The sequence below is a fragment of the Pseudomonas sp. JL27(2026) genome (genome assembly GCF_056933555.1).
On record NZ_CM167794.1, the window covers coordinates 1,526,188 to 1,541,079 of the forward strand.

13 protein-coding genes are annotated in these 14,892 nt (G+C 60.6%); 8 read left to right on the plus strand and 5 right to left on the minus strand.

Features of this window, described 5'->3' with window-relative positions:
- Positions 1 to 125: 125 nt before the first annotated feature.
- The 3 genes from AC1Z1G_RS06975 to AC1Z1G_RS06985 all read right to left on the minus strand — a co-directional run bounded on the left by AC1Z1G_RS06975 (position 126) and on the right by AC1Z1G_RS06985 (position 3,388).
- Positions 126 to 1,454, minus strand: a complete 1,329-nt coding sequence (locus AC1Z1G_RS06975) for a toxin-antitoxin system YwqK family antitoxin (protein WP_483625959.1) — start codon at positions 1,452 to 1,454, stop codon at positions 126 to 128.
- Between the two features lie 67 nt (positions 1,455 to 1,521).
- Positions 1,522 to 2,919, minus strand: a complete 1,398-nt coding sequence (locus AC1Z1G_RS06980; RefSeq protein ID WP_483625961.1) for a toxin-antitoxin system YwqK family antitoxin — start codon at positions 2,917 to 2,919, stop codon at positions 1,522 to 1,524.
- A 277-nt stretch (positions 2,920 to 3,196) separates the two neighbouring features.
- Positions 3,197 to 3,388, minus strand: a complete 192-nt coding sequence (locus AC1Z1G_RS06985) for a YegP family protein (protein WP_483625963.1) — start codon at positions 3,386 to 3,388, stop codon at positions 3,197 to 3,199.
- A gap of 402 nt (positions 3,389 to 3,790) precedes the next feature.
- On the opposite strand from AC1Z1G_RS06985, the gene AC1Z1G_RS06990 reads away from it, so the two are divergent.
- From AC1Z1G_RS06990 to AC1Z1G_RS07025, 8 genes are all read left to right on the plus strand, one after another.
- Positions 3,791 to 4,741: a glycosyltransferase family 2 protein gene (locus AC1Z1G_RS06990; RefSeq protein ID WP_483625965.1), complete on the plus strand. Its 951-nt coding sequence runs from the start codon at positions 3,791 to 3,793 to the stop codon at positions 4,739 to 4,741.
- A gap of 3 nt (positions 4,742 to 4,744) precedes the next feature.
- Entirely contained in the window at positions 4,745 to 5,455 is a 711-nt protein-coding gene (locus tag AC1Z1G_RS06995) for a class I SAM-dependent methyltransferase (RefSeq protein ID WP_483625967.1), read from the plus strand.
- A gap of 40 nt (positions 5,456 to 5,495) precedes the next feature.
- The gene (locus AC1Z1G_RS07000; RefSeq protein ID WP_483625969.1) at positions 5,496 to 5,891 is read left to right on the plus strand and encodes a GtrA family protein; all 396 of its coding nucleotides are present in this window, start codon (positions 5,496 to 5,498) and stop codon (positions 5,889 to 5,891) included.
- Positions 5,888 to 7,993 (plus strand): DUF6311 domain-containing protein, encoded by a 2,106-nt coding sequence (locus AC1Z1G_RS07005; protein WP_483625971.1) that lies wholly within the window; start codon positions 5,888 to 5,890, stop codon positions 7,991 to 7,993. The genes AC1Z1G_RS07000 and AC1Z1G_RS07005 overlap by 4 nt, the downstream gene beginning before the upstream one ends.
- Positions 7,994 to 8,073: 80 nt before the next feature.
- Entirely contained in the window at positions 8,074 to 10,170 is a 2,097-nt protein-coding gene (locus tag AC1Z1G_RS07010) for a DUF6311 domain-containing protein (RefSeq protein ID WP_483625973.1), read from the plus strand.
- Positions 10,171 to 10,245: 75 nt separating this feature from the next.
- Positions 10,246 to 11,181: a LysR substrate-binding domain-containing protein gene (locus AC1Z1G_RS07015; RefSeq protein ID WP_483625975.1), complete on the plus strand. Its 936-nt coding sequence runs from the start codon at positions 10,246 to 10,248 to the stop codon at positions 11,179 to 11,181.
- Between the two features lie 65 nt (positions 11,182 to 11,246).
- A complete protein-coding gene (locus AC1Z1G_RS07020; RefSeq protein ID WP_483625977.1) occupies positions 11,247 to 12,437 on the plus strand; it encodes a low temperature requirement protein A in 1,191 nt (396 codons plus the stop codon).
- 73 nt (positions 12,438 to 12,510) lie between these two features.
- Complete coding sequence (locus AC1Z1G_RS07025) at positions 12,511 to 12,876, plus strand: 5-carboxymethyl-2-hydroxymuconate Delta-isomerase (protein WP_483625978.1); 366 nt, start codon at positions 12,511 to 12,513, stop codon at positions 12,874 to 12,876.
- Between the two features lie 11 nt (positions 12,877 to 12,887).
- On the opposite strand, the gene AC1Z1G_RS07030 is transcribed toward AC1Z1G_RS07025, so the two are convergent.
- On the minus strand, positions 12,888 to 13,823 hold the full coding sequence (locus tag AC1Z1G_RS07030; protein ID WP_347904607.1) for a LysR family transcriptional regulator: 936 nt from the start codon (positions 13,821 to 13,823) through the stop codon (positions 12,888 to 12,890).
- A 147-nt stretch (positions 13,824 to 13,970) separates the two neighbouring features.
- On the minus strand, positions 13,971 to 14,888 hold the full coding sequence (locus tag AC1Z1G_RS07035; protein ID WP_483625980.1) for a DMT family transporter: 918 nt from the start codon (positions 14,886 to 14,888) through the stop codon (positions 13,971 to 13,973).
- Positions 14,889 to 14,892 lie beyond the last annotated feature (4 nt).

The window sequence follows — 14,892 nt, forward strand, 5'->3', positions numbered from 1 at the left end:
GCGCTGGCAGGGGCACGTGATGTTGGGGGGCTAAAACCGGGAGATGATCGCGCTCAAGGGCGGGGGGACCTGCGCCCCGGGAAACGACATGTGGCGTCGTGTCCCGGGGGTGAATCAGCCGGGTCTTACGTGCATTTTCCTTGCTGGATACCGGCCTGATACTGGCATTCGCTGCTCAGGCTGCCATCTTCTTTCCAGAAGCGCATCCAGCCTTGTTCGCGGCCGTCGACGTAGTCGGTTGAAGACTGCATCTGGCCGTTTTCAAACCAGGAGCGTGCGGTGCCCTGAAGTTTGCCGTCCTTGTAGACCCGGAGGTCCTTGAGCTGGCCGTTGTCGTGCCACAGCTTGAACTCGCCTTGTTCGCGGTGTTGTTCGTCCCACTGCGACTGGCTGACTTGTACGCCTTGTTCGTTCCAGAGCAAGTCGCTGCGCTGAGTCTCTTTTTCGAACAAGGTTTTCGCTTCAACTTTCCCGTTGGCGTAGTAAGTGATTACCCAGCCATCCGCGCTGTTGTTCACGTTATGGCGTTCGGTCTGTACCGCACCGTTCTCGAAGTACGAGGTCGATGCGCCCTCGGCTTTACCGGCAACGAACGTGCTGCTGTGCTGCAGTTTTCCGCTCGGATAGTACATACGGTAAGGCCCGTCCATCACGCCGTTACGGTAGCTGACGCGTTCGGTGACTTTGCCGTTTTCGTCGTAGGAAGCGTATTCGCCGTCGACCATCTTGCCTTTGCGGTAGACCAGGGTTTTCTGGACCTTGCCGTTCTCGTGGTAGTCGATGCTTTTGCCATCGGTCAGGCCGTCGGCGTCGAGCTCGCTGCTGTAGCCGACCTTGCCGTTGTTGCGCAGGACTTTGTACGGATAGACCAGTTTGCCTTTGCCATAGTCTTCGTTGTCGACATAGCCTTCCAGGCGCAATTTACCGCTGCGCAGGTTGTAGATCTTGACCTTCCAGGCCTTGTGGGCTTTGTCGTAGGGCATCGGTACATGCAGGACGTTTTCGCCCTCGTCGGCGTCGACCGGCAGGTAGTTTTCGCTCAGGTAGAGTTTTCCGTCCACCGGTTGGGCGAGGAACTCAGGGCACGCTTGCGGCGTGCACAGTTCCACGTGGGTGATCACGGGCGGGTGCCCGTTGCAGTCCGACAGCGTCAAGACGAAGGTTCTTCGCTCATCGATGGTTTGCTGGAGTTTTTCCGGCACTTCTGAAAACGCTTCAACCGGGACTTCGATAGCCTCTGGCGTCAGGTAGGCCTGATTGTTGCCACAGGCATTGGGCGTGGAGAGGGTCATCAGGATCAACGGGACCGGTGCCACTTCAGGCAGGTTCGTCACTTTGCTGCCGACTTCAGTGAAATAGGCGTTCAGCGTGGTGCTGGCCGCCGCCGTGCCCGGCAATACGGCCAGCCCGGAGGCGGTGATGGCCAGGTACATCTTCCAGTGTTTCAAATACATCGTGCTGCTTCCCTGTCGGTGAGCGCCCGAATGCGGTATTTCGCAGGCGGGCGATCCAAAAAATTGTTTAAAACTGAATGCAGTCGCCAATCCGCTCGCCTGCCTTGTAGGTGCATTCGCTCGACAGCTTGCCTTCCATGTCCCAGTACTGGGTCTTGCCGTCCCGCTGGTCGTTGACGTAGTGGGCAGATGCGTTCAACTGGCCGCTTTCATACCAGTCGCGAGATTCACCCTGGCGCTGCCCATCCTTGTAGATCTTCTGCTCTTTGAGCTGGCCGTTTTCGTACCAGCTGCTTGCCTCACCGACGATTTTTCCATCCTTGTAGGCCGTGTGCTCCTTGATCTGGCCGTTGCCATACCACTGCTTGAAGTCGCCTTGCTCGCGGCGTTGTTCGTCCCATTGGGATTGCAGGGTCTGGACGCCTTGTTCGTTCCAGCGAGCGAGACTGCGTTGCTTTTCATGCTCGTAGAACTCTTTCTCTGCGACTTTTTTGCCAGCGTAATAGGTGATCAACCAGCCATCCGGATGGCCGTTGACGTTTTGGCGCTCGGTCTGGACGGAACCGTCCTCAAAGTAGGTGATCGCCGGTCCCTGAGCATCACCTGCAACGAATGTGCTGCTGTGCCGCAGTTTCCCGCTCGGGTAGTACGCCGTGTAGGGGCCGTCGATCACGCCATTACGGTACGGGGTGCGCTCGGCGAGCTTGCCGTCTTCGTCGTAGGTAAGGGACTCACCGTCCACCCGTTTACCGTCGTGAAGTGTGTAGGCTTCTTCGACTTTGCCGTTGTCGTGGTAGGTGGTTTGCAGGCCTTCGAGTTCATCGTTCAGGTAGGTCGCACGCTGGGTGACGATGCCGGTTTCGGAGTAGGTGACCACTTCGCCCTGACGTTTGCCGTGGGCGTCGTTCTGAAAGCTCTGGCCGAGTTTTCCGTTCGGGTAGTAGGTTTTTGACCCGTAGACAGGCTTGCCGGAAACGAAATCCTTGGCGTCGACAAAGTAGTCCCGGCGCAAGGTTTTCGATTCAACGTAGAAGACCTTGGCGTGCCAGGCCTTCAGCTTTTTGTCGTAAGGCATGGGCATCGGGATGAAATACGACGCCTGGCTTCTGCCGATCGCCTGGTACTGCTCGTCGAGGTACTGCTTGCCGTCGACCAGGGTGGCCGTCAGTTCGGCGCATTCTTCTGGCGTACAGGCCCTGACTTTTTCGAAGAAGGCACGCTTGCCGTCGCAGGCGGACAGCGTCAGCAGCAGCGGGGTTTCATCGTCGATCAGTTGCTGGACTTCATCCAGGAGTCGGCCAAACGACTCATTGGGAACACCCACTGATTCTGGGGTGAGGTAGACCTCGTCGCTCCCGCAGGCATGCGGGTTGGAGAGTTGCAACAACGCGGCCCGGCGCAGCTCTGCCGAAGGTACACCCTGAATCGACGGCCCTTTTGCGACATAGCTGGCGTTGGTGTCCATGCCAATGATCACCGTCGGGTGAGCAGGGCGTGATTCTGCGTGGGTGAGGAGGGGAGATGTGAACGTCAGTAAGGCTAAACCCAGTGACTTCCAGTGTTTGAACGGCATCCTGCATCTTCCATGTGATTTTCCAGAGGGCGAATCATATAAGAGGTCGAGTCAGGATGGGGCGAGACAGGTAGGAAAAGTTACCGGACTGGGACGTTGTTTGCCGGTTGTACGAGGGTCATGGCTGGAACGACTCACGCGCAGGTGAGCCGCTTCGTTCTGCGTGCGCCTAGATCTCTTTGATGAGCGTCTGCGCGTCGGTGCTTTTGATCAGCCCGATTGCATGCAGGCAATCGGCCTTGTTGATGTAGGACTCACCGCTGGCGATGGTTTCGTGGTTGCCGGCTCTCAAGCGCCAGCGCCATTGGCCTTTTCCGGTGACCAGGGTGCCTCGGGTTTGTCGGTAGATTTCAAAATACATACGGTTCGCTCCATGCGATGGCTCAATTGCGACAGGTTCCATGACCTGCCCGCGCAGGTTAGCGGCACGGAAAAAATTGGCTATAAATCTTATGTTTCCAATGGTTAGCAAGTATTACGTCATACGCCGCAGGGTGTTCCAACGGTCGGTTAAGCGCGTTTTTCACCTGCCAGGAAGGTGGCGGGACCTACGTCGAAAAAGCCTGGAAACCTGCTGAATCAGCGCCTTGTTTGCCCTTGCATCGCCTGGTTGACTGCTGCTTAATACGAACCGCCCGATCGTTACGGTCACCGTTTTTTGGCGAGGATAGTCTTCCTTGCGGGTTGCAGGACGCGGGCGGTAGAGCAAGCAGATTGTCAAAACTCAATAAAAAAGAGCAATCAATTGACTTATCAGCATGGAATGGATCCGACAGACATCCTGCGGTTATCGCTGGTTGTCCCTGTGTTCAATGAAGCCGCCACTGTTGATCTGTTCCTGGCCCGGATTTCTGCGGTCTTCGCCAATGAGCCGCAGATTGTGCTCGACATCGTGTTTGTGAACGACGGCAGTTCCGATAGCACGCTGGCACAGTTGCTTGAGCGACAGAAGACCGACCCACGCGTGCGGATCGTCGACCTGAGCCGCAACTTCGGCAAGGAAGCGGCATTGACCGCTGGCCTGCAAGCGGCCACGGGGCAGGTGGTGGTGCCGATTGATGTCGACCTTCAAGACCCGCCGGAGGTCATTCTCCAGATGATCGAGCGCTGGCGCGAAGGCTACGAAGTGGTGCTCGGGCGGCGGGTCAATCGTGATTCGGACTCTTGGGCCAAGCAAGTCTCGGCCAATTGGTTCTATCGCCTGCACAATAAAATTGCCGAACAGCGGTTGCCGGAAAACGTCGGCGACTTCCGGCTGATGGACCGGTGTGTGGTCGATGCGCTGGACGCCCTGCCAGAATCTCGGCGTTTCATGAAAGGCCTGTTCGCCTGGGTCGGCTTTCGCACGGCCTACGTCGATTACGTTCGCCCTGCCCGGGTGGCGGGAGAGACCAAGTTCAACGGCTGGCGGTTGTGGAACTTCGCCCTTGAGGGCATCACCAGTTTCAGCACCGAGCCCTTGCGCATCTGGACGTACCTCGGGGCGTTCGTCTCGCTGATATCGTTTGCATTTGCCACCTTCATCATCATCCGGGCAATCATCCACGGAATCGACGTGCCGGGTTACGCCTCATTGATGGTGGCGGTGACCTTCCTGGGGGGCCTGCAATTGATCGGGATCGGCGTGCTGGGCGAATACCTGGGCAGGACCTACATCGAATCGAAGCGTCGGCCGGTTTTTCTGGTACGCCGGGTCTACAACGCCAAGGACTGAAGCATGGATCTCAAGGAAACCGATATTCTGGGCGACGGTATCGCGCAACACTGGTACTACCGTTCCAAAGCCGCCGCCATGACTCGCATGCTGGATGGTTATGTTGCCACGACCTTGCTGGACGTCGGCGCCGGTTCGGGGTTTTTCTCCCATCACCTGCTGACCCATTCCAGCGCGTCTCAGGCCTGGTGCGTGGACATCAGCTACGACGCCGACTCCGACGCCACCACTGCCGGAAAACCGGTGCACTATCGCCGCTCGATTGACTCGGTGGGTGCCGACCTGGTGCTGTTGATGGACGTGCTCGAGCATGTCGACGACGATGTCGGGCTGCTGAAAACCTACGTCGACAAAGTCCCGGTGGGCAGCCGTTTCCTGATCACCGTGCCGGCGTTCCAGTTCCTGTGGAGCGGGCACGACGACTTTCTCGAACACAAACGCCGCTACACCCTCAAGCACCTTGAATCGGTGGTGCGCGATGCTGGTTTGCACGTACGCCAGGGCGCTTACTACTTTGGCCTGGTGTTCCCGCTGGCGGCGGGGCTGCGGCTGTTGCCCAAAGGCGCGCAACCGTCGCCCCCGCGCTCGCAACTCAAGCGTCATCACCCGTTGGTCAATTCGTTGCTTAACGCGCTGTGCACGCTTGAGCGGCCCTTTATGCGGGCCAATCGCGTGGCGGGCCTGACGGTGTTCTGCCTGGCGGAAAAACGGTGACGCTTGCGCGCTATCGGGCAAAACGCGTGAGCCGCCAGGCATGAACCCGCCAGCCGCCTCCGAGCGTTCGGTGCTGATCCGGCGCGCCTTGCGTTTCGGGCTGACCGGGATCGCCGTCACCGCACTCCATGCGCTGGTTGCCGTGCTGTTCATTGAACACGTGCTGGCATTGCCACCGCTGGCCAATGGCGTCGCGTTCATCATCGCCACCGTGGTGTCCTACGTGGTGAATACCACTTGGAGCTTTTCCAGCCGCTTGCACGGGCGGACGCTGGCGCGGTTTGTCACGGTGTCGGTCGTGGGGTTTTTCCTGGCGATGCTGGTGGCCTGGATAGCTCAGGTCGCCGGGCTCGACTATCGGCTGGGCATTGTCGCTGTGGCGCTGACTCTCCCGGTATTCACCTTCGTACTGCATAACTTCTGGACGTATCGATGAACCAAACAGGCAAGCGTCTGGCGGTCACACTGTTGCCTCTGTTGATGGGTGTCCTGGCATTTTTCATCGTGGTCGGCCCCCGGGCGCTGAACCCGATGAACATCGCCTGGCTGGATAACGGCGACCCGGCGACCCATTACCTGGGCTGGGTGTTTTTTCGGCACGCCCCCTGGTCGTTTCCCCTGGGCTTGAACCCGGCCTACGGATTGGAGTTGGGTAACGCGATTGTGTTTTCCGATTCCAATCCCTTGTTCGCGCTGCTGTTCAAACCATTTTCTGCGTGGCTGCCCGAGCCATTCCAGTACTTCGGCCTGTGGCTGCTGACGTGTTTTGTACTGCAAGCCTGGTTTGCCTGGAAGTTGATGGGCCTGCTCACCCGCAACGTCGCACTGCGCCTGCTGGGCGTCGGGTTCTTCCTGTTTTCACCAGCCATGATTGTACGAATGGGCATGCACCTGGCGTTGGCCGGGCACTTCCTGATTCTGGCGGCGTTGTACCTGGCGTTGCGGCCCGGCACTGACCGGCGACGACTTTACTGGGGCCTGTTGCTGACCAGCGCCGCGTTGATTCATGCCTACCTGTTGGCGATGGCGGCGCTGATCTGGATGGGCGATCTGCTGGGCCGGACCCTTCAGCGCAAGCTGACGCCGATCACGGCGGGCGTCGAATGGTTGCTGCTGGTGCTGCTGGTCGGCGTGTGCTGCTGGCAGGCGGGTTACTTCAGTGTCGGTGCCGGGGTCATGTCGTTTGGTTTCGGGTTGTACCGGGCCAACCTGCTGTCCTTTATCGACGTGAACACCTGGTCTTGCGTGTTGCAGGACATCCCTGGAGTGGTCGGCGACGGTGACGGTTTTGCCTTCCTGGGGCTGGGGGTGATGTTCCTGGCCATTTGCGCCCTGGTTGTGCTGCTGCAAGGCAACCGTCAGGTGCTGGGCGCGATGCGCAAGCGCCCGATGCTGTTGCTGGTACTGGTGGGGTTGATGGCGTTTTCGCTGTCCAACAAGGTCGGTGTGGGGCCCTACGAATTCACCTATCCGCTGCCCGAGTGGGCACTGGCCCTGGCGAACGTGTTCCGGGCGTCGGGGCGCATGATCTGGCCGATGATGTACATGGCGACCTTCGTCGTGTTGTACGTGGTGGTTCGCGGTCACCGCCCACGCACGGCAATTTATCTGCTGGCGCTGGCGTTGGTGATTCAGGTCGGCGATTCCCGCGTGGGCTGGGACCTGACGCGCAAGTTGCTGATGGCCTCGCCTGAGTCAAAGTGGAAAACCCCCTTGAAAGATCCGTTCTGGCAGCAAGCGGCGTTGCGGTATCAGAACGTTCGCTGGCTCTCGCCACAGAACTATTCGGCCCATTGGCTGACGCTGGCGGACTACGCCGGCACCCATGGCCTGGCGACGAACGCGGTGTACCTGGGGCGGGTCGACAATCAGGCCATGGTGGCCGCGCAAAGTGACGCACTGCGCACGATCACGACCGGCGCCTACGACGCCAATACCCTGTATGTGCTGGAGGAACGGCTGGTGCCGCAAGTGGCGGCCAGCCTTGATCGCTCGGCCCATGTACTGGCCAAGATCGACGGGTTGAATGTGCTGGCGCCGGGCTGGAAGCAGTGCGCCGATTGCCCGGCGGTCGCGAGCGCCGTCGACCCGCTGCAACTGATTACCGAGTTCAAGCACGGTGAGCGGCAGTCGTTCGAACTCGGTAGCCCGGCGACGGTCACGCTGGCCAGTGGCTGGTCGGGCAATGAACCGTGGGGCACCTGGTCGTTGGGGCGTGAGGCGCAAATCATTTTCCGGCCGTCTGCCGTCGTGCACTCGCTGGTGCTGGAGGCCTCGGCGCTGGTGGGGGCGATGCACCCGCAACAGCGCGTGGTCATCAGCCTCAATGATGTGCCGGTGCTGTCGACCCGCCTCACCGAGACGGACGTTAGCACCCTCGAGATCGTCCTGACGCCGCAGGCGCAAGCCGCCATCGCGCGTCAGGGGTATGTGCGCATGCGTTTGCAATTCGCCGATGCGGCCAGCCCGCAGGAGTTGGGCATGAGTGTGGATGATCGTCAGATGGCCATGGGGCTGAGGGCGTTGACCGTGCATTGATGTGCCCGGTGAGCGCGTGGTGCCGGGCCGTCAAACGCGCCCGGCGTGATCGTTGTACTGCATAACTGACGGACGTACCGATGACAGAATCAGGCAAGCAACGGGCGATTGCCTTGATCCCTTTGCTGATGGGCGTACTGGCCTTCTTCATGGTGATCGGCCCCAGGGGCCTGGACCCGCAAAACATTGCCTGGCTGGAAAACGGCGATCCGGCCACCCACTACCTGGGGTGGGCATTCTTCCGGCAGTCGCCGTGGACCTTTCCCCTTGGCTTGAACCCGTCCTATGGAATGGAGCTGGGCAACGCGATCATCTTCTCGGACTCCAATCCGTTGCTGGCATTGTTGTTCAAACCGTTTGCGGCATGGCTGCCTCAGCCGTTCCAGTATTTCGGGTTTTGGCTGTTGGCCTGTTTTGTCCTGCAAGCCTGGTTTGCCTGGAAATTGCTGGGGCTGGTGACCGACAGCATCGTGCTGCGCATGCTGGGCATTGGGCTGTTTCTGTTTTCCCCGCCGATGATGCTGCGCATGGGCGCGCACCTTTCCCTGGCCGGGCACTTCCTGATTCTGGCCGCGCTGTACCTGGCTTTACACCCGCAACTGCAACGGCGTCGACGGGTGTGGGGCTTGCTGTTGGCAGTGACTGCACTGGTGCATGCCTACCTGCTGGCGATGGTCGCGTTGATCTGGCTGGCCGACCTGTTCGGCAAATACCTGCAAGGCAAACTGACACGCCGCACGGCCGTGACCGAAGGCCTCCTGTTGTTTGGGCTGGTCGGCCTGTGCTGTTGGCAGGCGGGGTACTTCAGTGTCGGCGCCGGGACCATCTCCGGTGGCTTTGGCGCATACCGGATGAACCTGTCGGCATTGGTCGATTCCAATGGCTGGTCATACGTGTTGCAGGATATTCCCGGTGCGCCGGATGACTACGAAGGCCTCAACTTCCTGGGATTGGGCGCGATCTTCCTCGCCATCGGTGCGCTGGTGATCCTGTTGCAGGGGCGCAGTGGTTTTGTCGCCGCGGTGCGCCGTCGACCGATGTTGCTGCTGGCGCTGGCGGGGCTGACGCTTTTCGCAATGTCGAACCAGATCGGTTTTGGTCTGTTCGAGTTCCACTATCCGCTGCCCTCGGTGGTGATCTCGGCGGCCAATGTGTTCCGCGCTTCGGGGCGGATGTTCTGGCCGGTGTTCTACGTGATTCTCTTCGCGATATTTTTTCTGGTGGTGCGGGGCAACTCGCCGCGTGCCGCTGTGTGCCTGTTGGCCGTGGCGTTGGTGGCGCAGGTACTGGACACCCGTGGCGGCTGGCTCGGCTTGCGCCATAGCCGGATGATGGAACCCGCATCGGCCTGGGCGACGCCGATGCGCGATCCGTTCTGGGCGAGTGCGGCGGCGCATTACCAGAAGGTCCGTTCGCTACCGCCGCAGAACCAGCCCGCCGGCTGGAGCGCGATAGCGACCTACGCCAGCCTGCACGGTCTGCCGAGCGACGCGGCCTATCTGGGGCGCATGGGTAACAAGGCACTGAAACAGGCACGCCGCACGGCCACGCAAGCGCTGGACTCCGGTCAGTACGCAGCCGACTCCTTGTACATTCTTGATACCCGGGCATTGCAGCAGGGCGGCCAGCACATCAATACCCGCACTGACCTGCTCGCCAAAATCGACGGCTTCATCGTCCTGGCGCCAGGCTGGAAACAGTGTACCGACTGCCTGGCAGTGCAGGGCGTGGACAACCCGCTGGCGTTGCTCGCACCGGTCACGCCCGGTGAGCGGCAGCTGTTTAATCAGGTGAGCACCCAGTTGGTCAGCGGCTGGTCCGTGCCGGAAGCATGGGGCACCTGGAGCAACCAGACCGAGGCCGAGATCGCCCTGCGGGTGTCCGCCCCGGTGCATTCCCTGACCCTTGATGCGATTGTCTTCGTACAGCCCAACCACCCGGCCCAGGACCTGATCGTCACCATCAATAACGTGCAGGCATTGTCGACCCGCCTGATCAAGGCCGATGGTAATCCCATCGAAATCTCCCTCACACCGGCGTTGCAACAAGCCATCGCCGCTGAGGGCATGATGCGCATCCGTTTGCAGTTGCCGAATGCGATCAGCCCCAAGGCATTGGGCATGGGCGGCGATGATCGGCGATTGGGGCTGGGGCTCAAGGCCCTGACTGTGCAGTAATGCCAATGCTCCCGGTTGTAGACGTCAACCGGCAGGCCTTTCTACACTGCCCGCAGACGTGGACGAGGGCAGCTGATGAATCGCAATGAACTGCGCAAGACCGACATCAACCTGATGGTCGTGTTCGAAACGCTGATGCTGGAGCGCAACGTGACCCGGGTCGCCGAGAAGTTGTTTCTCGGCCAGCCGACCATCAGCTCGGCGCTCAACCGCTTGCGCACGATGTTCAACGACCCGTTGTTCATTCGCGTCGGCCACCGGATGGAACCGACGGCGCGGGCCGAGGAAATCATTCAGCACTTGTCGCCCGCGCTGGACTCGCTGTCGGCGGCGCTGAGCCGGACCCACGATTTCGACCCGGCCAGCAGCACCATGACTTTTCGCATCGGCCTGTCGGACGACGTCGAATTCGGCCTGTTGCCGCCGCTCTTGCGGGCCTTGCGCCAGGAAGCGCCGCAGGTGGTGTTCGTGGTCCAGCATGTCGATTACTGGCGCATCCCCGACCTGTTGGCCTCCGGCGACATCACCGTGGGCATCAGCCAGACCCGTGGCCTACCGGCCAATGCCAAGCGCAAGTTGCTGCGGCATATCCAGCCCAGCGTGTTGCGCGCCGACGCCTCGGACACCCCGCTGACCCTGGACGAATACTGCGCGCGGCCCCACGTGCTGGTGTCGCACACGGCCAACGTCAGCGGGTTCGCCGATGAGTGGTTGGCCGAGATCGGACGCAAGCGCCAGGTGGTGTTGTCCGTGCCGCAATACAGTGCCTTGCCGGCATTGCTTGCTGGCACCGACCTGATCGCCAGCCTGCCGGACTACACCGCCATGGCCATGGCGGCGTCCGGGTTGTTGTTTACCGAGCCGTTCCCCTTCAAGACGCCGACCCTGGACCTGTCCATGGTCTGGTTGAGCCACGTGGATAACGACCCGGCCGAGCGCTGGCTGCGTTCGCGGCTCGAAGCGTTCATGAGTGAACGCGGCGAATCGGCGTTGCTCGCACCGGGCGCTTGATCGTTCGGGGTGGGGCTGTTTTGCTGTCAGCGTTCTCTCTCAGCCATGGTCCGGAGACCTTTTCCATGAGCAGTTCCCGTTCTTTGTTGCGTGGGCGCGGCAGCCACGACAGTGGCAAGGTCGGCATGGTCGAGTTGTTTTTCGATCTGGTGTTCGTGTTCGCGGTGACTCAGCTCTCCCACTCCTTGCTCGCGCAGTTGTCGATCAACGGTGCGGTGCAGGTGGCATTGATGATGGTGGCGGTGTGGTGGGTGTGGATCTTCACGTCCTGGGTCACCAACTGGCTCGACCCGGAAAAGCTGCCGATCCGCCTGGGCCTGTTCGGGCTGATGGTGGCAGGGTTGCTGCTGTCGTCATCGATCCCCAAGGCGTTTACCGACAAGGGGCTGTTGTTTGCCGGTGCATTCGTGTTCATGCAAGTGGGGCGCACGTTGTTCGCGATCTGGGCGGTGCGTGGCGAACCACTGAACATGACCCGCAACTTCCAGCGCATCCTCGCCTGGATGCTGCTGTCCGGGGTGTTCTGGATCGCTGGCGCGCTGCTGGAAGGTGATCGCCGCCTGGCCTGCTGGGCCGTGGCGTTGCTGATCGAGCTGATTTCACCCTCGCTGTACTTCTGGGTACCGGGCCTGGGGCGTTCGACGCTGAAGGACTGGAACGTCGAAGGCAATCACATGGCCGAGCGTTGCGGCCTGTTCGTCATCATCGCCCTCGGGGAGTCGTTGCTGGTGACCGGCGCGACCTTCGCCGAGCTGACGCTGAACGGGCAGTCGCTCAGTGCATTCCTGATCGCCGTACTCGGTAGCGTGGCGATGTGGTGGGTGTATTTCGACACCGGTGCCGAGCGCGCGCATCACCGCATCGCCCATTCGGACGACCCTGGGCGTCAGGCGCGTATTGCCTACACCTACTTGCACGTACTGATCGTGGCCGGGGTCATTGTCAGCGCCGTGGCCGATGAGCTGGTGCTGGTGCACCCGGACCACGCCACAGACGCCGGGATCATCGCCATCATCGCTGGCCCCTGGCTGTTTCTGCTCGGCAATGCGCTGTTCAAGTTTGTGATGGCCGACCGCATCCTGCCGCCGCTGTCCCATCTGGTGGGGCTGGTCTTGCTGCTGGTGCTGCTGCCGTTTGCGCTCAACCAGCTGTTTTCGGCGCTGCTGCTCGGCGCGCTGACCACCTCGATTCTGATACTGGTGGCCGCGTGGGAAACCCTCGCGCTGCGTGAGAAGGTCACCTTGGCGGGGCACTGAACAGTGCCAGGCTGAACGCTATTTTTCTGTGTTATGGCTACAACTTTTCGTACATCCACCCAGGAGCTTTGCAATGCCTCATCTGCACATGGAATACACCGACAACCTGCCGACGCTCAATCCAGACGTGGCATTGCTGCGCCTCAACCAGGCGCTGGTGGCCTCGGGGCAATTTTCTGCGGAGTACGAAATCAAGAGCCGAGCGGTGCAGGTCGCCCGTTTTCGGGTGGGCACCGGGCTTGGGGAACGAGGTTTTGTGCACGTGAAACTGGCGTTGCTGAGCGGGCGTTCGCCAGAGGTCAAAAAGCAATTGTCAGACAGCTTGCTGGCGGTCGTGCAGGCGTTGTGCGAGTGGCCGGCTGGCGTTGAGTTGCAATTGTGCGTGGAAATTCAGGACATCGATCGAGCGTCTTACAGCAAGAGCTTCCTCGGCCAGTAATCCCCACCGGATCAGCTCAAGCCCTGTTCGGCGCAGGCCTTGAGCACCTGATCGCGTAGCCAGGTGTTAGCGCTGTCCGGGTCGCTGTTCTGGCTCCACTGCATGTTGAGGGTGAAGCCAGGCAAGCCATTGGGGGCTTCGCAATGGTTGAAAATCGTGTCTTTGGCCAGCAGCTTCTGGATGCGCCGCGGCAAAGTGAGGATGAAATCGGTGCCGGTGATCATCTTCAGGGCCGCGCTGTAGCTGTTGGCGCGCGCGACGATCTGCCGTTTGTACGCCTGGCGTGCGAGCCAGCCATCGACCATGTTGGTGGTGGAAGTCCATGGCGTCGGGAACACATGGCGCCGCTCGACAAAGGCTTGCAGGCTGAAGCGCGGTTCAAGCGGCGTTGCGCGTTTATCAAAGACACACACCAGGTCGTCCTCGACCAATACCTGTGATTTGAAGTCGGGGTGGCTGCGATGAAAGTTCGGCCCGAAGCAAATCACCAGGTCGAGGCTGCCATCGCGCAGTTCATCGGCCGGGATGTCGGTTTCGAGTTTGTGCATGTTGACGATCACCGGCAAGTCGGCGAAGTCGAAATTCTTCAACAGCCGCGGCAGGATCAGGTGCTCGAAATACTCCGGCGCACAAATGTTGAACGTCACGGCCTGTCGGGTCGGGTCGAACGTGGCGGGGCCGGCGTGGCACAGGTTGATGCTTTCCAGAATCTTCAGCACATGGGCGTACATGGTGCAGGCCTTGTGCGTGGGACGCATACCCGTGCGGGTATTGATGAACAGATCGTCCTCGAAACTGGTGCGCAGTTTCTTCAGGCAGTAACTCACGGTGGACTGGCTGACAAAGAGCGCTTCCGACACGCCGGTAACGCTACTTTGCTGATACACGGCGATAAACACCATTAAGTCCTGCATGTCGAGCTTTCTAAGCAAGTTACTGTTCAGCATCCGTTCCGTCCCGGTGACTCCTTGCGCAGGTTGTGCGCAAACGTGTGCGAACGATGCTAACGGAACGATGGTTCCAGGAGAATGGCCCGTAGGACCTTTCACGGACAGCTGTGGGACAGAAACTGTAACGAACACGACCTTTGGCTTTCAGGCCTTGGCGAGCACGCTGTGCGAACGTCGACTCGCGACCACCAGCGCCACCATCCCGAGGCCCACCAGCAGCGCGCCGGCGATTTCCTGGGGCTGTGGTGACTGACGCAGCATGAACCAATGGAACAGCGTCACGAACAACGTGCTCAGGTAGATGTAGGAAATTACCGTGGACGGCGCTATCACACCAATTGCCCGATGCAGCAACCAGAACGTGGCCAGGGTCGCAAACAGCGCCAGGTAGATCAGCCACAGCGCGTCGGTTATCGACAGCAGGGCGCCCGTGCGCCAGCCGCCGCTGAACAGGCAAGACCCGAACAGAAACAGCGCGCCGAACAGCATGTTCCAGAACGTCATCGCCACCGGGCCCCGTCCCTTGAGGCTGTGTTGTTTGAGCCGCTGGCTCAGGGGCGAGTAGAGCGCCATCGACAGGCATCCGCTCCCGTACACGGCCACCGCGTAGAGCGACGGCCATTCACCGTGGCCACCGCCCTTGAGGATCAACAGCAGCGCGCCGGCCGCGGCCACCAGCATTGGCAACAGACGACTTTTCGAGCGGCTTTCGGGGATCAGGAACGCTTCGAACAGCAAGGTCATCAGCGGCACCAACGTGAACAGCGTCCCGGTGTTGACCGCCGAGGTGTAACGCAGTGCCTCAAACAGCGAGCCGAAGTACACCGCCAGCAACAGCCCCAGCAACGCGTGGCCGAACAGGCCTCGGGCAGTCATTGGCGTGGTGCCTTTGAGCAGCAGCATCGGCAGGAACACCAGCGCCGAAAATAACAGCCGCAGGCCGGTCAGCAGGATCGGGTCGATGGCCTGGCTGACTTGTGCAGCGGCGAAGAACGACGCGGCGATCAACAGTGCCCAGAGCAGCATGCCACCGTGGGCGGTGGCCAAACCTGTGTGTTTCATCGTG